Source organism: Blattabacterium cuenoti (assembly GCF_014251955.1).
Classification (GTDB): Bacteria; Bacteroidota; Bacteroidia; order Flavobacteriales; family Blattabacteriaceae; genus Blattabacterium; species Blattabacterium cuenoti_L.
Genome location: NZ_CP059203.1, coordinates 613,400 through 639,415, shown reverse-complemented (window position 1 = coordinate 639,415; position 26,016 = coordinate 613,400). Strand labels below are relative to the sequence as shown.

At 25.3% G+C, this 26,016-nt stretch carries 28 protein-coding genes and 3 tRNA genes; 26 read left to right on the top strand and 5 right to left on the bottom strand.

Translation table 11 applies throughout. The features are described 5' to 3' along the window. Positions 1-195 precede the first annotated feature (195 nt). From H0H53_RS03035 to H0H53_RS02965, 15 genes are all read left to right on the top strand, one after another. Positions 196-1,482, top strand: coding sequence for a mechanosensitive ion channel family protein (locus tag H0H53_RS03035; protein ID WP_185870506.1), 1,287 nt, complete (start codon positions 196-198; stop codon positions 1,480-1,482). Positions 1,483-1,511: 29 nt separating this feature from the next. Next, complete coding sequence (locus H0H53_RS03030; protein ID WP_185870505.1) at positions 1,512-2,261, top strand: pyridoxine 5'-phosphate synthase; 750 nt, start codon at positions 1,512-1,514, stop codon at positions 2,259-2,261. Further along, on the top strand, positions 2,258-3,046 hold the full coding sequence (locus tag H0H53_RS03025; RefSeq protein ID WP_185870504.1) for an alpha/beta fold hydrolase: 789 nt from the start codon (positions 2,258-2,260) through the stop codon (positions 3,044-3,046). Before H0H53_RS03030 ends, H0H53_RS03025 begins: the two co-directional genes overlap by 4 nt. Positions 3,047-3,306: 260 nt before the next feature. Further along, the gene (locus H0H53_RS03020) at positions 3,307-5,592 is read left to right on the top strand and encodes an aconitate hydratase (protein WP_185870503.1); all 2,286 of its coding nucleotides are present in this window, start codon (positions 3,307-3,309) and stop codon (positions 5,590-5,592) included. Positions 5,593-5,616: 24 nt separating this feature from the next. After that, on the top strand, positions 5,617-5,856 hold the full coding sequence (gene yidD / locus H0H53_RS03015; protein ID WP_185870502.1) for a membrane protein insertion efficiency factor YidD: 240 nt from the start codon (positions 5,617-5,619) through the stop codon (positions 5,854-5,856). Between the two features lie 12 nt (positions 5,857-5,868). Continuing rightward, positions 5,869-6,759 carry a prolipoprotein diacylglyceryl transferase gene (gene lgt, locus H0H53_RS03010; RefSeq protein ID WP_185870501.1) on the top strand — a complete coding sequence of 297 codons (891 nt, stop codon included), beginning with the start codon at positions 5,869-5,871 and terminating at the stop codon, positions 6,757-6,759. After that, a complete protein-coding gene (locus H0H53_RS03005) occupies positions 6,756-7,289 on the top strand; it encodes a DUF192 domain-containing protein (RefSeq protein ID WP_185870500.1) in 534 nt (177 codons plus the stop codon). The genes lgt and H0H53_RS03005 overlap by 4 nt, the downstream gene beginning before the upstream one ends. Before the next feature lie 126 nt (positions 7,290-7,415). Further along, complete coding sequence (locus tag H0H53_RS03000; RefSeq protein WP_185870499.1) at positions 7,416-7,745, top strand: HesB/IscA family protein; 330 nt, start codon at positions 7,416-7,418, stop codon at positions 7,743-7,745. Between the two features lie 9 nt (positions 7,746-7,754). Beyond that, positions 7,755-9,191 carry a Fe-S cluster assembly protein SufB gene (sufB, locus tag H0H53_RS02995; protein WP_185870498.1) on the top strand — a complete coding sequence of 479 codons (1,437 nt, stop codon included), beginning with the start codon at positions 7,755-7,757 and terminating at the stop codon, positions 9,189-9,191. A 47-nt stretch (positions 9,192-9,238) separates the two neighbouring features. Then, positions 9,239-9,985, top strand: a complete 747-nt coding sequence (gene sufC, locus H0H53_RS02990; RefSeq protein WP_185870497.1) for a Fe-S cluster assembly ATPase SufC — start codon at positions 9,239-9,241, stop codon at positions 9,983-9,985. 19 nt (positions 9,986-10,004) lie between these two features. Beyond that, positions 10,005-11,324, top strand: a complete 1,320-nt coding sequence (gene sufD / locus H0H53_RS02985) for a Fe-S cluster assembly protein SufD (protein WP_185870496.1) — start codon at positions 10,005-10,007, stop codon at positions 11,322-11,324. A 15-nt stretch (positions 11,325-11,339) separates the two neighbouring features. Further along, positions 11,340-12,587, top strand: a complete 1,248-nt coding sequence (locus H0H53_RS02980; protein ID WP_185870495.1) for an aminotransferase class V-fold PLP-dependent enzyme — start codon at positions 11,340-11,342, stop codon at positions 12,585-12,587. Beyond that, on the top strand, positions 12,584-12,958 hold the full coding sequence (rplU, locus tag H0H53_RS02975) for a 50S ribosomal protein L21 (RefSeq protein ID WP_185870494.1): 375 nt from the start codon (positions 12,584-12,586) through the stop codon (positions 12,956-12,958). Before H0H53_RS02980 ends, rplU begins: the two co-directional genes overlap by 4 nt. After that, the gene (gene rpmA, locus H0H53_RS02970) at positions 12,948-13,202 is read left to right on the top strand and encodes a 50S ribosomal protein L27 (RefSeq protein WP_185870493.1); all 255 of its coding nucleotides are present in this window, start codon (positions 12,948-12,950) and stop codon (positions 13,200-13,202) included. The genes rplU and rpmA overlap by 11 nt, the downstream gene beginning before the upstream one ends. Before the next feature lie 14 nt (positions 13,203-13,216). After that, positions 13,217-13,293, top strand: a tRNA-Arg gene (locus H0H53_RS02965). Positions 13,294-13,308: 15 nt separating this feature from the next. Here the strand turns inward: H0H53_RS02965 and H0H53_RS02960 are convergent. Further along, positions 13,309-13,382 (bottom strand) — tRNA-Ile (locus H0H53_RS02960). A gap of 102 nt (positions 13,383-13,484) precedes the next feature. Between H0H53_RS02960 and H0H53_RS02955 the strand changes: the two genes are divergently transcribed. The 3 genes from H0H53_RS02955 to H0H53_RS03095 all read left to right on the top strand — a co-directional run bounded on the left by H0H53_RS02955 (position 13,485) and on the right by H0H53_RS03095 (position 15,039). Beyond that, a complete protein-coding gene (locus H0H53_RS02955; RefSeq protein WP_238784265.1) occupies positions 13,485-13,853 on the top strand; it encodes a ribosome-binding factor A in 369 nt (122 codons plus the stop codon). Next, a complete protein-coding gene (locus H0H53_RS03100) occupies positions 13,850-14,380 on the top strand; it encodes a hypothetical protein (RefSeq protein WP_238784264.1) in 531 nt (176 codons plus the stop codon). Before H0H53_RS02955 ends, H0H53_RS03100 begins: the two co-directional genes overlap by 4 nt. Before the next feature lie 131 nt (positions 14,381-14,511). Then, positions 14,512-15,039, top strand: a complete 528-nt coding sequence (locus H0H53_RS03095) for an ABC transporter permease (protein ID WP_238784263.1) — start codon at positions 14,512-14,514, stop codon at positions 15,037-15,039. Here the strand turns inward: H0H53_RS03095 and H0H53_RS02945 are convergent, their stop codons facing one another. Beyond that, a complete protein-coding gene (locus H0H53_RS02945; protein ID WP_185870491.1) occupies positions 15,040-15,963 on the bottom strand; it encodes a ribonuclease Z in 924 nt (307 codons plus the stop codon). A 520-nt stretch (positions 15,964-16,483) separates the two neighbouring features. Then, positions 16,484-17,278: a CPBP family intramembrane glutamic endopeptidase gene (locus tag H0H53_RS02940; protein ID WP_185870490.1), complete on the bottom strand. Its 795-nt coding sequence runs from the start codon at positions 17,276-17,278 to the stop codon at positions 16,484-16,486. Between the two features lie 597 nt (positions 17,279-17,875). Here H0H53_RS02940 and H0H53_RS02935 point away from each other — a divergent pair. Further along, positions 17,876-19,048, top strand: coding sequence for a M14 family zinc carboxypeptidase (locus tag H0H53_RS02935; RefSeq protein WP_185870489.1), 1,173 nt, complete (start codon positions 17,876-17,878; stop codon positions 19,046-19,048). A gap of 2 nt (positions 19,049-19,050) precedes the next feature. On the opposite strand, the gene rpmH is transcribed toward H0H53_RS02935, so the two are convergent. Continuing rightward, positions 19,051-19,200 (bottom strand): 50S ribosomal protein L34, encoded by a 150-nt coding sequence (rpmH, locus tag H0H53_RS02930; protein ID WP_185870488.1) that lies wholly within the window; start codon positions 19,198-19,200, stop codon positions 19,051-19,053. A gap of 438 nt (positions 19,201-19,638) precedes the next feature. Between rpmH and fabZ the strand changes: the two genes are divergently transcribed. From fabZ to gap, 7 genes are all read left to right on the top strand, one after another. Then, positions 19,639-20,967 carry a 3-hydroxyacyl-ACP dehydratase FabZ gene (gene fabZ, locus H0H53_RS02925; RefSeq protein ID WP_185870487.1) on the top strand — a complete coding sequence of 443 codons (1,329 nt, stop codon included), beginning with the start codon at positions 19,639-19,641 and terminating at the stop codon, positions 20,965-20,967. Positions 20,968-21,103: 136 nt separating this feature from the next. Continuing rightward, positions 21,104-21,988, top strand: coding sequence for a succinate--CoA ligase subunit alpha (gene sucD / locus H0H53_RS02920; protein ID WP_185870486.1), 885 nt, complete (start codon positions 21,104-21,106; stop codon positions 21,986-21,988). Positions 21,989-21,991: 3 nt separating this feature from the next. Next, entirely contained in the window at positions 21,992-22,171 is a 180-nt protein-coding gene (locus H0H53_RS03115) for an aminoacyl-tRNA hydrolase family protein (protein WP_262887279.1), read from the top strand. A gap of 14 nt (positions 22,172-22,185) precedes the next feature. After that, positions 22,186-22,572 (top strand): aminoacyl-tRNA hydrolase, encoded by a 387-nt coding sequence (locus tag H0H53_RS02915; protein WP_262887277.1) that lies wholly within the window; start codon positions 22,186-22,188, stop codon positions 22,570-22,572. Between the two features lie 12 nt (positions 22,573-22,584). Beyond that, a tRNA-Arg gene (locus H0H53_RS02910) sits at positions 22,585-22,657 on the top strand. Positions 22,658-22,699: 42 nt separating this feature from the next. Next, positions 22,700-24,502 (top strand): translation elongation factor 4, encoded by a 1,803-nt coding sequence (lepA, locus tag H0H53_RS02905; RefSeq protein WP_185870805.1) that lies wholly within the window; start codon positions 22,700-22,702, stop codon positions 24,500-24,502. 37 nt (positions 24,503-24,539) lie between these two features. Next, positions 24,540-25,553, top strand: coding sequence for a type I glyceraldehyde-3-phosphate dehydrogenase (gene gap / locus H0H53_RS02900; RefSeq protein WP_185870485.1), 1,014 nt, complete (start codon positions 24,540-24,542; stop codon positions 25,551-25,553). A gap of 9 nt (positions 25,554-25,562) precedes the next feature. Here the strand turns inward: gap and H0H53_RS02895 are convergent, their stop codons facing one another. Continuing rightward, a complete protein-coding gene (locus tag H0H53_RS02895; protein ID WP_185870484.1) occupies positions 25,563-25,991 on the bottom strand; it encodes a type I restriction enzyme HsdR N-terminal domain-containing protein in 429 nt (142 codons plus the stop codon). Positions 25,992-26,016 lie beyond the last annotated feature (25 nt).

The following is a 26,016-nucleotide window of genomic DNA, read 5'->3' as shown; positions in this document are numbered from 1 at the left end:
AATTTTTCAATTTTAAAGTTGAATTATTTTTTTTTGATTTTTCATAATCATAAAAAAAATTCAATATCTATTAGATTATCCAATCTACTAAAAAAAATTAAAAAAAATAATACGAAATACTGAAAAAATAAAATTTAGGAAATAACTTAGATATTATACTATATAAATAAAAAAAAAGGATCAAGAGTTTGATTTATGTCTTTTGTAAAAAAAATATTAGAATTAAATAAGATTCAATATTATGAATGGATTTATTATGATGAATTATTATTCACTCATAATAATTTGGAGTTAAAAAATTGGGGAAGTATAACGATTATTATAATTAGTAAATTTTTTTTGTTTACAATTTTACTGATTGTTTTAGAATTAATTTTCAATAAAGGAGTTCGTTTTATAGGAAGGAGAATAGTGAGTTCTACTCATTTTATTTGGGATAATATATTATATGAAAATAAAGTTTTTGATAGTTTAGCTCATTTTTTTCCATTATCAATTGGATTTTTTTTGATTAAACCTTTTTTTAAAGACCATCATACAACTATTGTCTATTTGGAAAAAATATTTAATATTTTATTTGTTCTGATTGTTTTACAATTTTTAATCAGAGTTATTAATTCAATTATGAGAATTGCTACTAGTGAAAATAATCATCAAACAATTGCAGTTCGTTCTTTTTCTCAACTATTAAAAATTATTTCTATTATCTTTTGTGTTTTAATTATTATTTCTATTTTAACAAAAAGTGATCTTCTTTCTGTTCTTACTAGTTTAGGAGCTATTACTGCTATTGTGATCCTAGTTTTTAGAGATACAATTTTAGGTTTTGTATCTGGAGTTCAAATGGCTTCTACAAAAATGATAAAAGTAGGAGATTGGATAGGAATTCCGAAATACAGTATAGAAGGAACTGTTATTGAAATTAATCTAATTTCTGCAAAAATAGAAAATTTTGATAAGACTATTACAAGTATCCCTACTTATGATTTAATTTCCACTGCTGTTACAAATTTTGAAGTGATGCGTCAAAAAAATATACGTAGAATAAAAAGATCTATTTTATTTAATATTCAATCTTTTCATTTTTGTAATTCTTCTACATTAGAAAAATTTCAACATTTTTATTTAATAAAAAATTATATTCAAAAAAAACAAAAAGAGATAGATATTTTTAATAAAAAGAAAAATATAGATGTTAGTATGGATATTAATGGAAGAAGATTAACTAATATTGGTCTATTTCGTCAATATGCATTAGAGTATTTACATCAACATCCTAAAATATCACAATCAGAAACTTTGATGGTTAGACACTTAGAACCTACTCCTTATGGACTTCCTATAGAATTGTACTGTTTTACAAATACTTCTGTATCTGTACAATATGAACAAATACAAGCTAGTGTTTTTGATCATTTATTAACAGCAGCTAAGGAATTTAACTTAAAAGTAACACAAGTGACTACAAATGTTTCTCATTGAAAATTTCAATTTTTATTCAAAAAAAAATAATGATACAATTAAGCGTTAATTTAAATAAAATAGCTACATTAAGAAATGCAAGAGGAGGAGAGATTCCAAATCTTTTACAGGTAGCAATAGATGTTCAAAAATTTGGCGCACAAGGAATTACTGTTCATCCACGTCCTGATGAAAGACACATTACTTATAAAGATGTTTATGATTTAAATTCTATTCTTACAAAAGAATTTAATATTGAAGGAAGACCTATTAAAAAGTTTATGAAATTAGTATTAGATATTCTTCCTGATCAAGTTACTTTAGTCCCTGATTATGACCATGTTATTACTTCTAATTCAGGATGGAATCCAATTCTTTATCAGAATTTATTAACTGAAACAATTTCTAAATTAAAAGATCATGGAATTAGAACTTCTATTTTTTTAGATCCAAATCCAAAATTTGTTCCATATGTAGCAAAAACAGGTGCTGATAGGATAGAATTATATACTGGAAACTTTGCTATAGGATACGCTAACAAAAAATGGGATTGTATTAATCCTTATGTTTTAACAGCAAGAGAGGCTATCAAGAATCATCTATTAGTTAATGCGGGTCATGATTTAAATTTAGAAAACATTTCTTTTTTAATTAAAAAAATCCCCAATCTTGTGGAAGTTTCTATAGGACATTCTTTGATAAGTGATTCTTTGTATATGGGATTAGAAAATGCAATTCAAACTTATTTAAAAAAAATTGAATCATCATATTATGAATATGATGAAAATAAAGGATTATGATTTTGCATTCTAGAATTTTAGGACATGGATTTCCTATTTTAGTTTTTCATGGTTTATTTGGAAATGGAGATAATTGGATATCTTTTGCAAATTTTTTTTCAAAAAATTTTCAAATTCATTTGATAGATATTAGAAATCATGGAAGAAGTTTTTCTTCAAAAGAAATGGATTATGACCTCATATCAGAGGATATATTTGAATATATCAAGTATTATAATTTATCACGGCCAATATTAATTGGTCATTCCATGGGAGGAAGAGCTGTTATGAAATTTTCCATGAAATACCCATTAATTCCTAAAAAAATTGTCATTGTGGATATAACTCCTAGAGCATATTTTTCTGATACAACTACTCACAAAAATATTATTCAAATATTAAAAAACGTTAATTTTGATATTCTTAAAACAAGAAAAGATCTTGATGTTTTTCTAAAACCATTGATTAGAAATACAGAAAAAAGAGTGTTTTTTTCTAAATGTACTTACAGGAAAAAAGATGGTAAATTAGCATTTCGTTTTTTTTTATTTGGAATTGAAAAAAATTATGACTCTTTAATTTGTGAGGAGATAAGAAATGGTTTTTATAATGGGCCTACACTTTTCTTACGTGGAGAATATTCTGATTATATTCTTCCTAAAGATTATTTTTCTATACAGAAATTATTTCCAAATTCAAAAATTATTACTATTAAAAAAGCAAAACATTGGATTCATATAGATAATCCAGTAGATTTTTATAAAGAAGTTTCTGATTTTTTTCTATTATACTCCACTATTCAATGAATGTATGTATGTGTGTGTGTGTAGTGTGTTGTAGTAGTAGTATTAAATGTATTATTTTTTTGCATGTCCTCACAATACAATAATATAAACAAGAATAATAATTCAAAAATACTCTACACATAACATAACAACAAACATATAACATAACTAACGAACTATAAGAAATTAAATACACAACATAAAATAAAAATGCAGACAAATAATGTTATTGAAATTTTTTTAAAAATCATATAATTTCTAACTTTACAGAAAAAAAATTTATGATTTTTGATTTTGACATGATTCGAAATTTTTATTCAAATTTAAAATTTCGAATCAGTGAAGTTAGAAATAGAATAGCTTCCCCAATGACCTATTCTGAAAAAATATTGTATTCTCATTTAATCAAAAAAACAGATGAGAAAAACAATCAATTGAATAATCATTATATTCGTAATGAATCTTATCTGAATTTTTTACCGGATCGTATTGCAATGCAAGATGCAACAGCTCAAATGGCATTGCTTCAGTTTATGCAAACTGGAAAACAGAAAACAAAAATTCCTACAACGGTTCATTGTGATCATTTAATAAAAGCTCAATATGGATCTGATATAGACTTAAAAAAATCTATTAAAGAAAACCAAGAAATTTATAATTTTTTGAAATCTGCATCTAATAAATATGGAATTGGATTTTGGACACCTGGATCAGGGATTATTCATCAAGTTCTTTTGGAAAATTATGCATTTCCTGGAGGAATGATAATTGGAACAGATTCTCATACTCCTAATTCTGGTGGTCTAGGAATGTTAGGAGTAGGAATAGGAGGTGCAGATGCAGTAGAAGTTATGTCTGGGGATTTTTTAGAATTAAAACTTCCTAAAATTATTGGAGTCTATTTAAAAGGAAGATTAAATGGATGGTCTTCCCCTAAAGATATTATCTTAAAATTATCTGGAATCCTTGGAACGACAGGAGCAACAGGTTTTATTATTGAATATTTTGGAGAAGGAACAGAATGCCTTACTTGTACCGGTAAGGCAACTATATGTAATATGGGAGCAGAAATAGGGGCTACATCTTCTTTATTCCCTTATGATACAAAAATGAAAGATTTTTTAGATAAAAGTGGAAGAAAAGAGATATCTGATATGGCTGATAAAGTAAAAGATTTTTTGAAGGCAGATATAGAAGTTTATCAGAATCCATATGTTTATTATGATCAAGTAATAAAAATAGATCTCAATTTATTAGAACCATATATTAATGGCCCTTTTACTCCAGATCGTGCTATTCCAATTTCTAAGATGAAAGAAGAGGCTAAAAAAAATGATTGGCCGACTAACATAGAAGTCGGATTAATTGGATCTTGTACAAATTCTTCCTATGAAGATATGTCAAAAGTGATATCTATAATTAAACAAGCAAAAAAAAAAAAATTAAAGATTTCTTCTGAATTGTTAGTAACACCAGGATCCAATAGAGTGTATCAAATCATTAAAAAACAAGGATTTATTTCTATTTTTCAAAGTATTGGAGCTAAGATTTTCTCTAATGCTTGTGGGCCTTGCATTGGACAATGGAAAAGAAAAGGAAGGAACAACAAAAAAAAAAATACAATCATTCACTCTTTTAATAGGAATTTTTCATCTCGTAATGATGGAAATCCTAAAACACACGCTTTTATCGCTTCTCCTGAAATTGTGACTGCTTTAATTTTTTCAGGAGATTTAACCTTTGATCCTAGAAAGGATTTTATAAAAAATGAAATAGGAGAATCTGTTAAATTTGAAGAACCAATATCTATGGATATGCCCATTTTTTTTAGAAATTTTAATTTGATGGAATTAGGATATGAGGCCCCTGAAAATAGTGGAAAAGAGATCATAAAAATTGACTCCAATTCAGAACGTTTGCAAGTTTTATTTCCATTTCTTTCTTGGAATGGAGAAGATTTATTAAATGTGAAGCTTTTAATAAAAATAAAAGGAAAATGCACCACAGATCATATTTCCATGGCTGGAAGATGGTTAAAATATAGAGGACATCTTGAAAAAATTTCAGAAAATTTGTTAATTGGAGCTGTTAATGCTTTTAATGGAAAAACCAATAAAATAAAAAATATTATAACAGGAAACTATGGATATATACCTGATACAGCAAAATTTTATAAATTCAAAAATATTTCCACTGTAATTGTAGGAGATGAAAATTATGGAGAAGGATCTTCAAGAGAACATGCCGCTATGGAGCCTCGTTTTTTAGGAGTTCGTGTGATTCTTGCAAAATCTTTTTCTAGAATACATGAAACAAACTTAAAAAAACAAGGTATTTTAGCTTTAACTTTCCTGGATCCTTTAGATTATTATAAAATTCAAGAAGAGGATACTTTTCATTTTTATATAAAAAATTTTTTTCCGAAAAAAAATATTAATGTAAAATTGATTCATAAAAATGGGGATCAAAAGAACATAATCGTTCAACATTCTTATAATGAAAGACAAATTCAATGGTTTATGGCGGGTTCTTTTTTAAATTTCATTAGAAAAAGAGAATCATCATAATAGATTTTATATTTATTATTTATTATGATTGATATTATGAGAAGAATCATTTATATTTTTCTTTTAAAGAGTATTAAATTTTATCAAATAGGAATCTCTCCATGGATAGGAAAAAATTGTAGATATATCCCTACTTGTTCAGATTATATGATTCAATCTTTGAAAAGAGACAATAATAATATTTTTCAAGCTTTTTTTATTGGTTTAAAAAGAATTATTCGATGTCATCCATGGGGAAAATCAGGATTCGATCCTGTTAAATAATAAATTAAAAAAATGTTAGAATATATCAATTGGGATCCAATAACTAAATTTTCTTTTTGGAAAGAAGGTATTTCTATTCATGTTTATAGTCTAATGTTTGTTCTCTCTTTTATAACAGGATGGTATATTATGAGATATATTTATAGGGTTGATAATATCAATCAAAAATATTTGGACCCTTTATTGATATATACTGTTTTAGGAACTATTGTAGGGGCAAGGTTAGGACAAGTTTTTTTTTATGATTTTTTATATTATTCAGATAATCATTGGATAGAAGCACTTTTTCCTATAAAAGAAAATCCTAAAAAAAATTTTTTATTAGGAATGATAAAAGGTTATGAATTTGTTGGTTATAGAGGATTGTCTAGTCATGGAGCAACTATAGGAATTATTTTATCTAGTTTTTTTTACAGTAAAAAAATACTTAAAAAACCTTTTTTATGGTTATGTGATAGATTATGTATTGTAGTCTCATTATCTGCAGTTTTTATAAGGATAGGAAATTTTTTCAATTCTGAAATTGTAGGGAAACCATGTCAAACAACACTTCCTTGGGCTGTAAAATTTGTTCAAATGGATACAGAATATGGAGAAATAATTCCTAGGCATCCTACACAAATATATGAATCTATTAGTTATTTATTCATTTTTCTGTTTTTATTTTTTTTATATAAAAAAAATAAAAACAGAAAAGAACTTACTGGATATATATCGGGAATTTTTTTTGTTTTTCTTTGGTCTTTCCGTTTTTTGTTAGAATTCATGAAAGAACCACAAGGAGATGAAATTATCAATCTATTATCTATGAATACTGGACAATTGCTTAGTATTCCATATATTCTTTTTGGAATTTTTATCCTCCTTTTTTCTTTAAGAAAAAAAAAATATTTTTCCTCATGATAAAGAAAAAAGTTTTTTTATCATTGATAATGATTTTATTTTTTCTCTCTTCTGAAAGAAGTAAGAATGATTTTTTGTTATTTTCAGATATAGGAGATCAATTGGAAATTGAATTTATTAAACATGGAGAATTATATATGAAGAATGAAAATTTGATTATTCAAAAAATTGACATAGAATTTGCAAATAATGATATAGAGAAAAAAAACGGATTGACGTATAGATCTTTTTTAAAAGAAAACAGTGGGATGTTGTTTTTTTTAAAAAATAAAGAAGAAGCTCAACAAATAATCAATATGAAAGATATGAGAATTCCTTTAGATATTCTTTATATTGATAATAATAATACTGTTATTTTTATTAATAAATACGTTTATCCTATGATGGATTATTTGATGGAAATAGAGGGAAGGGATTATTATTCCAATGTTAAATATATTTTGGAAATCAATTCTGGAATGTCAGATAAATGGGGAGTCAAAAAAGGAATAACGAAAATCATTTTTTCATTAAAAAAAAAGGATATATAATTTAATTGTTATGTTAATGGTTTATTTAGTTAATGTAATTGTAATGAAGAAGAAAAATATTTAAATATATTTATATTTTGATATAACTTTAAATTTAAAATTTTAATTACAAAAATTATAAGTATTATGGTTTTTATATCTGATCAAGCTAAAAAAAAACTGATTTCTCTTATGGAAGAAGAAGGTTTTTCTAATAATGTTTCTTTTGTTAGATTTGAAGTCAAAAGTGGAGGATGCTCTGGGTTGTCCTATGAACTGACTTTTGATAAAGAAAAAAAAAAAGAAGATCAACTTTTTCAATATGAAAATATGAAAATATTGGTGGATAAAAATAGTATTCCTTATTTATCAGGGACAACGTTAGAATATTCAGGAGGGCTCAATGGAAAAGGATTTTATTTTAAAAATCCTAATGCTAAACACACTTGTGGATGTGGAAAGAGTTTTTCTTCATAAGAAGACTGAATGAAAAAAGATAATAATAAAATATTAGAAAATTTTACTAATTCTGAATATAAATATGGGTTTTACACCCCAATAGAATCGGATAAAATTCCAGTTGGATTAAATGAAAAAGTGATTCAAGAAATATCAGAAAAAAAAAAAGAACCGATATGGATGTTAAATTGGAGATTGGAATCATATGCTCTATGGAAAAAAATGACTCCCCCAAAATGGGCGAATATAAAATTGAGAATTCCTAATTTTCAAAAAATTAGCTATTATTCTGCTCCGAAAAAAAAATTTGATTTTAATGAAAAAGATACAGAATTGTTAAATACATTTAACAAATTAGGCATTTCTATGGAAGAAAAAAAATCTTTTTCTGGAATTGCAACAGATATTGTTTTAGATTCTGTTTCTTTAGTAACTACATTTCATAAAAAATTAAAAGAGAAGGGGATTCTATTTTGTTCTATGAATGATGCTTTAAAACAATATCCAGATCTTGTGAAAAGATACTTAGGTTCCGTTGTTTCAAAAAATGATAATTTTTATGCAGCTTTAAATTCCGCTGTATTTTCAGATGGTTCATTTTGTTATGTTCCAAAAGGAACTAGATGTCCTATGGAATTATCAACATATTTTCGTATTAACGAAAGTGGAACAGGACAGTTCGAGAGAACTTTAATTATTGCAGATAAAGGATCTTATGTTAGTTATCTGGAAGGGTGTACCGCACCAAAGAGAAAAGAAAATCAACTACATGCTGCGGTAGTAGAAATTGTGGCTTTGGAAAATTCTGAAATAAAATATTCTACAGTTCAAAATTGGTATCCTGGAAACAAAGAAGGAAAAGGAGGGATTTTTAATTTTGTTACAAAACGTGGATTATGTGAAAAAAATGCTAAAATATCTTGGATTCAAGTAGAAACGGGTTCATCAATTACTTGGAAATATCCATCTTGTATTTTAAAAGGAGATTTTTCTATAGGAGAATTTTATTCCTTAGCCTTAACTAAGGATTTTCAACAATCGGATACAGGAACTAAGATGATTCATATGGGAAAAGAAACTAAAAGTGTAATTATTTCAAAAGGAATATCTGCTGGAAAAGCTCAAAATAATTATAGAGGATTAGTGAAAATTTTACCCAAAGCTATCAAATCTCGTAATTTTTCTCAATGTGATTCATTATTAATAGGAAATCAGTGTGGGGCTCATACTTTTCCTTATATAAATGTATCCAATTCTAATTCTCAAGTGGAACATGAAGCAACTACTTCAAAAATTGGAAAAGATCAAATTTTTTATTGTAATCAACGTGGAATTGATACAGAAAAAGCAATCTCTCTTATTATCAATGGATTTAGTAGAGAAATATTGAAAAAATTACCAATGGAATTTGCGGTAGAAGCTCAAAAACTTTTGGAAATATCTTTAGAAGGATCTGTTGGATAGATAAAAATTATCTAATATTATAGATTCCTATATATTCTTAACTAATTATGTTGAGTATAAAAAATTTGCATGTTTCTATAGAGGGGAAAAAAATTCTTCAAGGAATAAATTTAGAAGTAACTACAGGAGAAACTCATGTTATTATGGGGCCAAATGGATCTGGAAAAAGTACACTTGCTTCTGTAATTGCCGGAAAAAAAGAATACAATGTTACTAAAGGCAACATTTTTTTTATGAACAAAAATTTAAAAAATCTTTCTCCAGAAGAACGTGCACATTTAGGGATTTTTCTCTCTTTTCAACATCCGGTAGAAATTCCTGGAATTTCCGTGATAAATTTTATTAAAACGGCAATAAATGAATCTCGTAAAGCTAAAGGAATGAATAAAATATCTGCGAAGGAAATACTGATTAAAAGTAAAGAAAAATCTTCTCTTTTAAAGATAGAAAAAGATTTTTTTTATCGTTCTTTAAACGAAGGATTTTCAGGAGGAGAAAAAAAACGTAATGAAATATTTCAAATGTCTATGTTAGATCCTTTATTATCCATTTTGGATGAAGTAGATTCTGGTTTGGATATAGATGCATTGAGAATTGTGGCAAAAGGAATTAATTCGTTAAAAAACGATAAAAATTCTATTTTAATAATTACTCATTATAAAAGGATGTTAGATTATTTGTTTTCAGATTATATTCTGCATATTTTATACGATGGAAAAATCGTTCAATCAGGAAATAAAGAATTAGCGGAAAAATTGGAAAAAGAAGGATATGACTGGATAAAAAAAAAGTAAAAAAAATTAATTATGTTATATGGTGTTAAAAGATAGAATTTTTTCCTATTTATCAGATTCAGAAAAAAGTTTGAATGGAGAAAATCCATCATACATGTCCATGTTGCAACGTGAATCAATTGATTTATTTAGAAAAAAAGGGTTCCCATTATATACAGATGAAGAATGGAGAAATACGAATATTCATTCAATTCTTAATCAAGAAGATAATTTTTTGAGATCAAAAAAAAATTTAGAATCTCTAAATATAAATATAAAAAATATTAAGGAATCTCTTTTTTTGAGTCAAAAGGATTCTTTTCTTATTATTTTTGTTAATGGAAAATATAATTCATTTCTTTCTACATCCAATTTTTCTTCTAAGACTACAGATAATAATAATATTATCTTATCAAATATTGCTTCACAAAAAGAAGAAAAAATTAGGAATTTTTATGGAAAATTATCATATAAATATGATTCTTTTAATGCTTTGAATACTATCTTTTCAAAAGATGGGGTCTATATTTATATTCCTGATAATGTTTTTTTAAAAAAACCAATAGAAATATTACATATTTCTACAGAATCCAAAGTTTTGTTTCATCCAAGAAATTTAATTATAGTAGGAAAATCTTCTTTTGTTAGAATAGTTGAACACCATAAATGTTTAAAAAAACATTTAGGATTGATCAATTCAGTTAGTGAAATTTATGCTTTTTATAATAGCAAAATAGAATATTATAAAATTCAAGATGATTTGGAAGAATCTTCTATGATAGATAATACTTTTTTTAAACAGAGCCTTTATAGTAAATGTTCCGTTCATACTTTTTCTTTTCAAGGAAAATGGATTAGGAATAACCTGAATATTTATTCTCATGGAAAATCCGCTTCTTCTTATTTATACGGAATTTCTCTCTTATCAGGAAAACAATTGGTAGACCATCATACTTTAGTAGATCATTTATATTCTGATTCTATTAGTTTCCAGTTATACAAAAATATTTTATGGGAAAAATCTAAAGGAATTTTTAATGGTAAAATTATTGTGAATAAATGGATAAAAGGAATCAATGCATTCCAAAAAAATAATAATATTCTTTTATCCGATGAAGCTTGCATATACACTAATCCTCAATTGGAAATTTTTTCTGATGATGTAAAATGTTCACATGGTTGTACTGTTGGAAATATTCATGAATCTGATTTATTTTATTTTCAATCCAGAGGAATTCCAGAAACAGAAAGTAAAATTTTATTATTACTTTCTTTTTTAGAAGAAGTATTGAAACCTATTAATATTTTTAAATTAAAAAATTTACTTTTAAAAAAAATGAAGAAAAAATTAGATATATAGTTATAAAACTAATATATGTTTTCACAAGAAACAATTAAAAAAATTAGAAATCAATTTCCAATTTTGAATCAAAAAGTTTATTCAAATCCTTTAGTTTATATAGATAATGCGGCAACGACTCAAAAACCTTTGCAAGTAATTCAGGCTTCTAAAAATTATTATTCTACAATGAATTCTAATATTCACCGTGGACTTCATTTTTTTAGTCAAAAAGCTACTCTTCATGTAGAGAAAGTAAGAAAAAAAATTCAAAAATTTATTCATGCAAAATATCCCTATGAAATCATATTTACAAAAGGAGCTACAGAAGCTATCAATTTGGTAGCATCTAGTATTACTTCTTTCATAAAAAAAGGAGATGAAATAATTATTTCTTATCTTGAACACCATTCAAATATTGTTCCTTGGCAAATTCTTTGTGAGAAAAGAGAAGCATTATTAAAAATTATTCCTATTGATAAAGATGGAATTTTACAATTGGAAGATTTTGAATTTTTAATTTCAGAAAAAACAAAAATTGTAGCCATTAATCATATATCTAATGTTTTAGGAATAATTAATCCTATTAAAAAAATTATTGATATATCTCATGAATATGGAGCTTTAGTTTTGATTGATGGAGCACAAGCTATATCTAATTTATGTTTAAATGTACAAGATATAAATACTGATTTTTATGTTTTTTCTGCACATAAAATGTATGGACCTACTGGAATTGGAGTTTTATATGGTAAGAAAAAAATATTAGAAAATTTTTCCCCTTATCAAGTAGGCGGAGAAATGATTAAGGAAGTAAGTTTTGAAAAAACTACTTATTCAGATTTGCCATTCAAATTTGAAGCTGGAACTCCAAATATAGAAGGAATTATAGTATGGGGAGCCGCTATAGATTTTGTAGAAAAAATAGGAATAAAAAATATAGAATCTTATAAAGAAAAGCTTTTTATTTATGCTATAAAGCGATTAAGTGATATTGATGGAATTCAATTATATGGAAAGAATGATCCGAAAAAAAGGTCTAGTATTATCTCATTTAATTTAAGTAAATTGCATTGTTTTGATGTAGGAAGTATTTTAGATCGTTTGGGAATTGCTGTTAGAACGGGTCATCTTTGTGCTCATCCTCTAATGAATTTTTTTAATGTAACAGGAATGATTCGTGCTAGTTTTTCTATATATAATACTTTTAAGGAAATAGATTATTTGTTTGAGAGTCTTTTGAAAGCAAAAAAATTTTTGTTAAAAAAAAGAAATTTTTTATGATATATGCTATTGTTGATTTTTTGGGAAAACAATTTAAATTGATTGAAAATAAGTATGTTTATGTGCCTCACATTCAAATAGATTTAGGAAAAAAGATTTTTTTGAACAAAATTCTTTTTTTTTATCAAAATGGTTATTCTAAAATAGGAACTCCTTTTTTAAGGAATATAAATGTTCAAGTAGAAATTTTACAGCATTTAAAAGGAGATAAAATAATTATTTTTAAAAAAAAAAGAAGAAAAGGATATAAAGTAAAAAATGGGTTCAGACCTTTTTTTACAAAAATTAAAGTAATTTCTTTTTTGGAACAAAAATTGAATGATCAAAAACAAGAAAAAATAGAAAATAAATTATCATTAAATGGCTCATAAAAAAGGTTCAGGAAGTTCTAGAAATGGAAGAGATTCAGAAGGAAGAAGATTAGGAGTGAAAATATATGGGAACCAATATGTTAAGTCTGGAGGAATAATACTCCGTCAGCGAGGAACAAAACATCATCCTGGAAAAAATGTAGAAATGGGTAAAGATCACACTTTATATGCTGTGAAAAATGGTTTTGTTCTTTTCAAGAGAAAGAAAAAAAACAAATCATTCGTATCTGTTATAGAAAAATAATTTTTATTAATGAGGACTGGGTAGTTCAATAGGATAGAGCAACAGTTTCCTAAACTGTAAGTTGTGGGTTCGAATCCCTCTCCAGTCACCACTTTTTGATACTATATGGTCCCAGCTGGATTTGAACCAGCGACGCCCTGATTATGAGTCAGGTGCTCTAACCAACTGAGCTATGGGACCCATAATGATGATGATAAATATAAATGCAATGTTACAACAATATTTAACCTATTACAAATTTTTTTTTATTTTTAATTGAATATTTAAAAAATCATGATAGGCATGAATTCTATTAAAAATAAAAAACTATCTTCAATATTTTATATAGAAATAGCAGAAATTTTACATAAAGAATTTAATAAAAATTATAATGATGTAAAAAAAAATAAAGAAGGATTTTTAGTTACTTTAATTAAAGTTTGTATTTTTTACGAAATGAATTTAATAATGGGATATATTGCTATCTATCCTTTTCTAGATAGGAATATTTTAAGAAAAATTCGTTTAAAATCTGGATTTTACAGAAAATTACTCTCCAAAAGACTTAGATATCGTGTCAAAAAAATTCCAAAACTGGATTTTCGTTTGGATAGATCTTTAGAACTTATGGAAATGGAGAAAAAAGAAAAAAAATTTTTATCTAAGTTTTGAAAACTTATTATATAGCGATACGATATTTCTTCTCTAAAAAGAGAACGAATATTGTTAACATTATTCTTTTTTTATCTACTGTATCTCTTAGTATATCTACATTTTCTTTATCTATAATTCTATCTGTTTTTTCTGGTTTAGAGGATTTAAATTTAAAATTTTATCAAATTCATTATCCTGATATTGTTATTTCTTCTTTAAATGGAAAAGAATTTAATATAAGCGATAAAATTCTAATGAAAAAAATGAAATCTGCAAAAGGAATTATGGCTTTTTCTAAAACTATGGAAAAAAAAGTATTTTTTTATTACAAAAATACTGTCTATTTATTTCATTTAAAAGGAGTTGATTCAGAATATCAAAAAGTTATGAAAAATTTTAAAAAAGTTATTCTTACAAAAAAAAATACAAAAAATAATAAAATTAATATATATGTAAGTCTATCTTACCCCATGATTTATTATTTTACATTATTTTTTCCTATAAAAATTAAACTTTTTTATTTTTTTAAAAAAAAAAATCTTTAGTTCCGTTTTTTATAAAAAAAGAGGCGAAAATAAAAGGATTTTTTCAATTTAGTCCAAATACTGATAAAAAATATTTATTTTGTGATCTTTCCGAGATTCAGAATTTAATCAAGAAAAATGTTTTTCAGACATTGGAAATAAAAATTGATAAAAATGAAAATATTTATGAAATAAAAAAAATTTTGAAAAAAAAATTTGGATCCGGATTTATGATAAAAACACGGATAGAAGAGGAAAAATATTTTTATAAAATTGTTAATACGGAAAAAATGTTCATTTATTTTTTATTCAGTTTAATTACATTAATTACTGGATTCAACTTAATGAGTGCAATTTATATATTACAATTAGATAAAAAAAACCAACTTTTTGTATTGTGGAGTTTTGGTTATTCTTTATCTGAAATACAAAAAATTTTTTTTTACATAGGAATTCTTATTACTTTTTTTGGATGGTCTACTGGGATATTTGTATCCTATATTGTCTCTTTGTTACAGAGAACATATCATTTTTTTAAAATGATAGATAAAATTCCTTTTCCAGTAAAATTTACAATAAAAAATTTTTTTCTAATAACATGTGTGATTTTTATGGTTGGGATTATTATATCTATTTTTTTTTATTATTCTAGGAGTAATAGAAAATATCCTAACTTTTAATCAATCTAAATAATATGTTTTTAAAGGTTCTGATGCTTCCACATTAGAAAAAATTTCTTTTGCTTCTTCTTCAAATTTTTTAATATTTGGAAATCTATTAGAATAATGTCCTAGTAATAATTTTTTAACTTGAGCTTTCTTTGCTATCCAAGCAGCTTGGTTTGCTGTAGAATGTCCTGTATTAATTGCTCTATTTTCTTCTTTTTTTAAAAAAGTAGATTCATGATATAATAAATCTACGCATTTTATTTGTTCTATAATAGGTAAATAATAAGAAGTGTCTGAACAAAAAGCATAAGATAATATTTTAGGAGGATCAAATGTAAGTTGATAATTAGGAATAATTTGTCCTTCATTTGTCATAAAATCTTTTCCAAGTTTCAAATTTTTATAATCTACAATTTTAATATCAGGAATTTTTTTAATTTCTTTCATATTTAATTTCCTATTATTACTTGGTTTTTCTTTGAAAAGAAATCCATTTGCATAAATCCTATGTTTCAATGGAATAGTATAAACTTTGATTTTTTCATTTTCCATAATTTTTTCTAATCTATCAGAAGATAATTCTATATGATCAATACAATATTGAAGTTTTGTATAAGACCATTTAAAATGAGTATTAATAATTTCTTTTAACCCTTTTGGAGCGTAAATGCTTACTGATTTTTCTCTTCCTAATAAATGAAAAGTAGATAGAAGTCCTATAAGACCAAAAAAGTGGTCTCCATGTAAATGAGATATAAATATATGTACTATTCTATTAAATTTTATTTTTGCCTTTCTTAATTGAACTTGAGTCCCTTCCCCACAATCAATAAGAAAAGAATAACCTTTCATATCCAATATTTGAGCTGTAGGATAAAATTTATCTGTTGGAATTGACGAATGACAACCCAATATAGTTAATGAAGGTTTTCTCATTTAAGAAAAGATTAATTTTTGTGATTAATGATAAAAATAAATTTGATGAAGCTTTCTAAAAGCTTGTGTTGTGTATTCTTTTTATTTTATTCTCCTATTTACTATAACTATTTATTATATATATAATACTACTACTATACGAGTACGTACGTACTAGCTAGTTGACTACTGATTATTTTATGTAACATATTATTTTTATTCATTTGAGATAATTGAGAATAGAGAGAAAAGAAGGCCATTGATATTGATCAATCCATAAAATTTTTATATAACCCTTGAATTTTTCTTTTAAGCAAAGAAAGAAAAAGTTCTGTTTTTTTACTACTTATTCCTATTATTTCAAAAGTTTATTATCACTGTTTCTGTTTTTTTTAGAATTCTAAATTAGATAGAAGAAGAATATTTTTAGTTCTTAACGAATAGATTCCAGTATATGCTGATGCTATTATCTATTATAAACAAAATGTATTTTTTTTTCTTGTAAGAAAGAATCTTCACTTCAGTAGAAAAACAATTTTTTTCATATTTTTTTTCTTTCCTTTAAAAGAAAAACAGAACCAACGGGAATAATTAAACAACTAATTATTAAAATTAAAATTAACCAAAAATTAAATTGTTCTGAAAAAACTTCTTCATTTTTCATGAAAAAAAACATAGCAAAAATAGCAAAAGCATTATTAAAAACGTGTAATAAAATGCAATCTATTATAGAGTTAGTTGTAAAATAAATAAATCCTATGAAACTTCCAATAAGAAAACCTCCTACAAATTGCCAAGGATTCATGTGAGTTAATCCAAATAAAAAAGAGGAAAAAAGAATAGCTTTCGCTGGATGTATCTTATTTTTTAACATTCCATTTAAAATAATTCCTCTAAAAAGAACTTCTTCACATATAGGAGCCAATAAAACGGTAGTAGAAAAAAATGGAATTGGATTTTTAGATTCTTCTTTCAAAAAATCTTCTATTTCTTTATACATATTTCCCAATAATGGACCTTCTTTTGGAACAAATGAAGTAATGCAGTCATTCAGAATAATCATACAAAACATCATACAAAAAGTTATAAGGTAGATATACCATGGAGAAACTTTAAATGATAATTCAATGATAAGATTTTTTTTTTGAGCTTGATGAGAAATGAAGAGAAATAAAAAAATAAAAGGAAATGCATATGATATAGAAAATATCATACTTTCTGGTAAATTTATAGCAATCAATAATTTTCTCAATATTAGATTGAAAAAATTTAAAGCAATAAAAGCTAAAATTAATAGTAATGATTCAAGATAATTGATTTTAAAATAATTATTCATAAAAAAATAAAAATTCGTTATATATTAAAATTATTTTAGATCTTTTTTGATCTTATATATTATTTTAGTTTTTTTTCAAATTTTATTGACGTTCTATATTTAGAACGAACCTCCTCCTTACTCTGCTTTACTCTAATTGAATCCTAATATTATCATCATAACTATGAATAAAATTTATTTAACAATTCTAAAAAAATAGAATTCCAATATTTTTTTTCTATTTTTTTCAATAAAAATTGATCACGTATCACGATTCTATTCTGAATCGATAAAACAGAGTTCAAAAAATGATAGTCAAATTTCTTTAGAATTGTTGTTTTACGTAGAATGAAGATTCACACTATTTCATTTAATCAATGATTGAAATCATCTTTGATGCAAAGAAAAAATTCACTACAATATAAATAAAATAAATTTAATAAAAAATTAAGATCCCCTTGTTTTTATTATTTATTATTATTTTCAAAGTTTTTTTTCTAAAAAATTTTTTTTATGTTTTTATGTTAATCATTTTTCACTTGTATTTTTGTGAAATGTATGAGTGAAATATAAAACAATTTTTTTAAAAAATTATTTTATTCGTGAATTATAATAAAAATGTTAAATTTTGATATCCATTTTTTTTTTAAAAATTATGATCCATTTTTTAAGGATAAAAGTAGAAAAAATAATTCTAGAATTTTCAGATATTCTAAATTATTAAAAATGATAAAAAAATACCAAAATATATGTTCTATTATTCCTGTAGGATTTTCTATAGAAGGAAGGAAAATATTTAAATTTCAATGGGGAACAGGAAATATAAAAGTTTTTATTTGGTCTCAAATGCATGGAAATGAAACTACAGGAACAAAAGCTATGTTTGATATTTTTCATTTTTTTTTAAATCAAGAAAAACACGATTTAGTTCAATTTTTGAAAAAAAATTTAACCATTTTATTTATTCCTATGTTAAATCCTGATGGATCTGAAAAATTTCAAAGACGGAATTCTGTGAATATTGATTTGAATAGAGATGTTCTTCGTTTACAATCTCCAGAAATTAGAATTTTATTCTATGAAATAGAAAAAAATCATCCTCATGTTTTATTTAATTTACATGATCAAAGAAGTATTTATAATATTGGAGATCAATTTTTCAACCCAGCTATTTTATCTTTTTTAGCTCCTTCTGTAAAAGGCCCTATCAAAATAACTAAAGAAAGAAAAAAAGCGATGGGTTTGATCTCTTCTATTGCAAAAAATATGAAAAAAGTGTTACCAAAAATAGGATCAATAGGAAGATATTCTGATGAATTATTTCCTACAGCTACTGGAGATTTTTTTCAAAATAAAGGTTATCCTTGTGTTCTTTTTGAAGCGGGTTTTTATCCTAAAGATAATCAAAAAGAAATTATTATAAAATATAATGCTTTATCTATTCTTACAGGATTTTATTTTCTTTCTACTAAAGAAAAATATCTTGAAAAAAATTATAAATCTTATTTTTACATTCCTGAAAATAAAAAAAATTTATTTGATAAAATTTATAGAAAAGTTCAAATACAGAAAGAAAAAAAAAAGTTTTTAGTTGATATAGGAATTATGAAATATGAAGAATTTGATCCTGTAAAAAGAAATATTAATTTTATTTCAGAAATAGTTGATATAGGAGATTTGTCTCATTTTTTTGCGTATGAAGATATTATGTCTCATGGAAAAAGGTTTCATGGTCAAGAAGGTAGAAATTTTCCAAAAATTGGAGATAGAGAATTCTTTCAAATTTTTTAATTTTATTTCTTGAAATTAGAAACTGTTAATTTTTTTCTTCCTTTTTTTCTTCTTTTGGATATAATCCTTCTTCCGTTTTTTGTTTTCATCCGTTTTAGAAATCCATGAACATTTACTTTTTTTCTATTAGAAGGTTGATAAGTTCTTTTCATTATATTTCAAAATTTTTGTTTGAATTTTAATTTTTATTTATTCGTTTTTTTTATCTTTTTCTCAAAGAAGAAGAAATAGAAATAAAATCAATTTTTTTCTATTATTTATTTTATTTATTATGTGAAAATACTGCAAAAATAGTAGTATTATGTAGATAATATAGTCATAGTCGCATAACTAAAAACAAAATAACAGAATTATAACTCCAATAATAAAACCTGTTAAAAAAAAAATAAAACGTCTATAAAAACTCATATATTAATTATAATCAATACTAACTAAATAATCAAAAAAGACTAACCTAAATTACATAAAGTTTTTTATTTCTTTATCTAACGATTTATCATATTTTTGAATATAAAAATAACGTATTTATATCTCTAATGGGTTCAAATAATTTTTTTTTGAATGTTCTAAAAAAAATAACATAAAGATTTATGCTTGAAAAGCAAAAAACCATTGCAACGCAAATCTCCTTGAGAGGAATTGGATTATATACTAAAAAAAATGTTACTATTACTTTTAAACCAGCTCCAGTACATACGGGATTTCTTTTTGTAAGAACAGATATAAAAGGAAATCCTTGGATAAAGGCAGATATTTCATTGATCAATGAAAAAACAGAGAGAGGGATTATTTTAGAAAATAATAGGTTAAAAATTTGTACTAGTGAGCATGTCCTCGCCGCTCTTACAGGAATGGATTTAGATAACGTAATTGTAGAGTTAGATAACATAGAATTTCCTATGATGGATGGCTCTTCCAGATATTTTGTAGAAGCTATTGAAAAAGTAGGAATTGTAGAACAAAATGCGGAAAGAGAATATTTTACAGTAAAAAAAATACTTTCATATTCAGATCCAAAAACAGGAGGAGAAATTTTAGCTTTCCCTGCTAAAAAATTTGAAATCGCCATTATGGTTGATTTTGATTCAAAATTTATTCATACACAAAATGCTGTTCTAAAACATTTAGATCAATTTAAGAAAGAAATAGCAAACTCAAGGATTTTTTGTTCTCTTTTTTATGATGAAAGAAAAAGTATAAAAAATCATAAAAATGTGGTTTCATTTTTTTCCTCTATTTCTTCTTATTATAAGAAAAATTCTTCTTTTTATAAGAATAACAATGAAGTTGCCGAACATTATCTTTTAGATATTATGGGATATTTAACTCTAATAGGAATTAAATTAAAAGGAAAAATAATTGCTTACAAACCGTGTCATCATGCAAATATACAGTTTGCAAAAAGATTAATGAAAAACATTCAAACACAAACATTAAAAAAGAATATCCCTGAATTTGATTTAACAAAAGAACCGGTTTTTGACATCAATAGGATTATGAGTATTTTGCCACACAAACCTCCATTTTTGCTGGTAGATAAAATCATCGATTTAACAGAAAATAGAGTCATTGGAGTAAAAAATGTTACTATGAATGAGCCTTTTTTTATGGGACACTTTCCTAAAGAACCAATTATGCCTGGAGTCTTACAAATAGAAGCAATAGCACAAGTAGGTGGTATTTTAGCATTAAATAAAATGAAAGATCCCGAATCTTATTCGACATACTTTTTAAAAATAGACAAAGTTAAATTTAAAAAAAAAGTAGTTCCTGGGGATTTATTAGTTTTTCAAGTAGATTTATTAGAGCCTATAAAAAGAGGAATCGTTCATATGAAAGGAAAAGGTTTTGTCAATAAGAAATTAGTTATGGAAGCAGAAGTTATGGCAAAACTTGTTAAAGTGAATGAATTTATCTAAAAAGAATATTGAATTTTATTTCTAACATAATGAAATATAGATATATAATATAGAAAAGAAAAGAGAAAAAGGAATGAAATTGACTTATAGAGAAAGAACGTACGAAAAATAAAAATTCTATCTTAGATAAAAAATTATGAGTATTTTAATAGATGAAAATATTAAAGTCATTGTTCAAGGGTTAACGGGGAGAGAAGGTTTATTTCATACTGAACAAATGATGAATTATGGAACTTCTATAGTGGGAGGAGTCACCCCAGGTAAAGGAGGAAAAATTTGTTTAGGGATTCCTATTTTTAATACTATGGATGAGGCAGTTCGTAATACAGGAGGAAATGTAAGTGTTATTTTTGTTCCTTCTTTATTTGCTTCAGATGCTATTTTAGAAGCAATTAGCATAAATATTGAAATAATTGTATGTATCACTGAAGGGATTCCTGTTTCAGACATGGTTTTAGTAAAACATTTTTTAAAAGGAAAAAAATCACGTTTAATTGGACCTAATTGTCCTGGAATTATTTCTTCAGAAAAAGCAAAAGTAGGAATTATGCCTAATCTAGTTTTTAATAAAAAAGGAAAAGTAGGAATTGTTTCTCGATCTGGAACACTTACTTATGAAGCAGCAGATCAGATAGTAAAAAAAGGATATGGGATTTCTACCGCTATTGGGATAGGAGGAGATAGTATTATTGGAATGAATATAAAAGAAATTGTAGAACTTTTTTTGAAAGATTCTGAAACAGAATGCATTGTTATGATTGGAGAAATAGGGGGTCAATTAGAGATTGAAGCTGCAAAATGGATCAAAAAATTAAAAAATAAAAAACCGATAATAGGTTTTATTGCAGGTCAAACTGCACCTAAAGGACGGACTATGGGACATGCTGGAGCTATTATAGGAAAAGAAGGAGAAACGGCACAAGTAAAAATGAATATTATGGAAAAATGTGGAATACATATAGTAAAATCTCCTGCATATATAGGAATGAAGGTAGATGAAGTTATTCATTTATATTCATAAAATATGGAAAAATTTTTAATCACTGGATTAGGAAATCCAGGGATATTATACAAAAAAACAAGACATAATTTAGGATTTTTAATTTTAGATCAAATTTCAAAAAAGTATTTTTTTTCTTTTTCAGAAAAAAAATTAGGTTTTGTTTCAGTCTTGAATTTGAAAAAAAAAAAATTTTTTTTTTAAAACCTTCAACTTATGTGAATGGTTCTGGAATATCCGTTAAATATTGGATGAATAAGGAAAATATTCCCTTAAAAAATATTCTTATTATATCTGATGATCTTTATCTTCATTTTGGTAATTTTCGTTTAAAAGAAAAAGGAGGAAATGGAGGACATAACGGATTAAAAAATATTGAAGAGGAATTAAGAACATTTCATTATGCTCGTCTTCGTTTTGGCATTAAAAGTCGCAATAATTTTTCTTTTTATCAAAAAAACAAAATGAATTATGTATTAGATAATTGGAATGAAGAAGAATACCAAAAATTATTTTCTAAATTAGAAATAGGGATTGATATAATATTTTCATTTATTTTAAATGGATTACAAAAAACTATGAATTTATTCAATAATAAAAATTAATACAAAGAATAAGACCTTGTAGTTTAATTGGATAGAATATAGGATTCCGATTCCTATGGCAGGGGTTCAAATCCCTTCAAGGTCATTTGTTTTGTTCAATAAAAATTATTATTATGCAGGTATGATAATTCATTATATTCGTAATTTTTGTATCATTGCACATATAGATCATGGAAAAAGTACTTTAGCAGATCGTTTATTAGAATTTACAAAAACGGTTTCTGAGGAAAAAAATAAACATCAGTTGCTTGATAATATGGATTTAGAAAGAGAACGTGGAATTACTATTAAGAGTCATGCAGTTCAAATGGAATATAAATACAACAATCAAATATATAGATTAAATCTAATTGATACTCCAGGACATGTTGATTTTTCTTATGAAGTGTCTCGTTCTATTTCTGCATGCGAAGGTGCTTTGCTTGTTGTTGATTGTACCAAAAGCGTGCAAGCGCAAACTGTATCCAATCTTTATTTAGCATTAAAAAAAAATCTTGTAGTTATTCCTATTTTAAATAAAATAGATTTGTCTGATTCAAGATCAGAATATGTAATAGAAGAAATGGTAGAATTGATGGGATGTGCTCCTGAAGATATTATTTCTGTTAGCGCAAAAAATGGATTAGGAATTAAAAAAGTATTAGATAAAATTGTGACACAAATTCCTCATCCAAATGGAGATCCAAAATCTCCTCTTCAAGCATTGATTTTTGATTCTTTGTATAATCCATTTACAGGAGTAGAAGCATATTTTATAGTAAAAAATGGATGTGTCCAAAAAGGACAAAAATTGCAATTTATGTCTACAGGAAAAATTTATTGTGCTTATGAAATAGGGACTTTAAAATTAAAACATATTTCTAAAAGTAAAATTGAAACCGGAGATGTAGGATATGTTGTTTCTGGGATAAAAAATACTTATGAAGTTAAAGTAGGAGATACTATTACTGATGCAAAAAATCCAGCTTTAAAAGCAATCAGTGGATTTGAAGAATCTAAACCTATGGTTTTTGCAAGCATTTATCCAGTAAATTCTGATCAATATGAAGAATTACGTTCTTCTATGGGAAAATTACAATTGAATGATGCTGCTTTTACTTTTAAAACGGAATCTTCTCCTGCTTTGGGATTTGGGTTTCATTGTGGTTTTTTAGGATTACTTCACATGGAAATAGTGAGAGAACGTCTTAAACGTGAATATGGAGTTTCTGTTATTATTACTATTCCTAATGTTTCTTATAGAATTTTTATGAAAAAAACATTGAATCAAGAAGTCATAGAAGTAAATAATCCTTCAGATTTTCCAGAAACAGAAAAAATACAAAAAATAGAAGAACCTTATGTTTTTGTTTCTATTCTTACAAAAGAAGAATATTTAGGAAATGTGATCTCTTTATGTATAGGAAAACGTGGAAAAATAATTGAGAATCAACGTTATTTAACTTCAGGAAGAGTTCAAATTATGTTTGAAATGCCTTTGTCTGAAATCATATTTGATTTTTATGATAAATTAAAAACAATATCTAGTGGATATGCTTCTTTTGATTATAATTTTTTAGGTTATAGAAATTCAAATTTAAAAAAAATAACTGTATTAATTAATCATAAAAAAATAGACCCCTTATCCCTTTTAGTTCATAAAAATGAAGCTTTTTTTATGGCAAGAAAAATATGTAAAAAGTTGTCTGTTTTAATTCCAAAACATCAATTTAGTATTCCTATTCAAGTTTCCATTTCTGGAAAAATTGTTGCAAGAGAAACAATTAAAGCTTTAAGAAAAAATGTTACGGAAAAATGTTATGGGGGAGATGTTTCTAGAAAACGAAAACTTTTGGAAAAACAAAAAAAAGGAAAGAAAAAAATGCGTCAAATAGGGAAAGTTGAAATTCCTTCATCTGCTTTTATAACTTTTTTGAAAGTTAATAATTAATTTAGATAGATAGAAAAAAATTGTTCAATAAAATAATATGTCAATAATTAAAATAGGAATAAATGGTCTTGGAAGGATAGGAAAATTAGTTTTAATGTCTGCTTTAAAAAGAAATAATATTGAAGTTGTATCTGTAAATGATTTAGCCAATACAGAGTATTTAGCATATATACTAAAATATGATTCTGTCCATGGTACTTTTAAAGGAGATCTTCACATAGAAGAAGATAATTATTTAGTTTTGAATGGAAAACGCATAAAAGTAAGTAATGAAAAAGATCCTAAAAATTTAGAATGGGGAAGTTTAAATGTTAATTATGTTGTTGAATCTACCGGTCTTTTTTTAACTAGGGATTTAGCGGGAGGTCATTTACAATCAGGGGGTAAAAAAGTTATTTTATCTGCACCTCCAAAAGATAACAATATTCCAATGTATGTTATGGGTGTCAATCATAGAACTATGAAATCTCATCAAATGATTGTATCCAATGCTTCATGTACCACAAATTGTATGGCCCCAATAGTTAAAGTATTAAATGATAATTTTGGAGTATTAGAAGGTTTGATGACTACGATACATGCTGCTACTTCTACTCAAAAAATAGTTGATTCTGTCTCTGATAGAGATTGGAGAGCTGGAAGGTCTTCATTAACTAATATTATTCCTTCATCTACAGGTGCTGCAAAAGCAGTTGGAAAAATTATTCCAAGTTTAAATGGAAAGTTGACTGGAATGGCTTTTAGAGTTCCAATTTCTGATGTTTCTGTATTAGATTTAACTGTTTGTTTAAAAAATAGTACTGATTATAATCAGGTTAAATATTGTATGAAAAATGCATCTGAAACGACATTAAAAGGAATTCTAGGGTATACAGAAGAAGCTGTTGTTTCTACTGATTTTATAGGAGATCAAAGAATTTCTATTTTTGACGCAAATTCTAGTATCATGTTAAGTCCTACTTTTATCAAAATAGTATCATGGTATGATAATGAAGTTGCTTATTCAACTAAGTTGGTAGATCTCATTGATTATATGCATTATTCGTTATAATCATGATATTTATGGAATATGATTTAAAAATAAAAATTTTTTATTGTATTTATTTTTTTGAAAAATAAAGCTTTTAATTCCATTACTTACCATTAAGTAGGGAGCTTTTATTTTTTTATTATAATGAAAAATTTGATTGAAGGTTTTTTGTGTGAGTGAAACATTTGGGGCTTTACATTCTATGAGAAGATAGGGTTTTTCTAAGTGTACTAAAAGATCTAATCGTTTATTTAGTTTATTTATTTGAAAAGGAACTTCTACCCATATGTTTGAACTTTTGTAATTCTTTACTTTTTTTAGTAAAAAAATTATATATTGTCGTATCACTTCTTCTTTAGTAAAAGAAAGAAATTTTTTTCTAATTGTACAAAATATATAAGTTTTCTTTTTTATTTTTTTTAAATGTAAATAATTGAGAAAAAAGTGGAAAAATGACATAAAATAATTTTTATAATCTCTATTA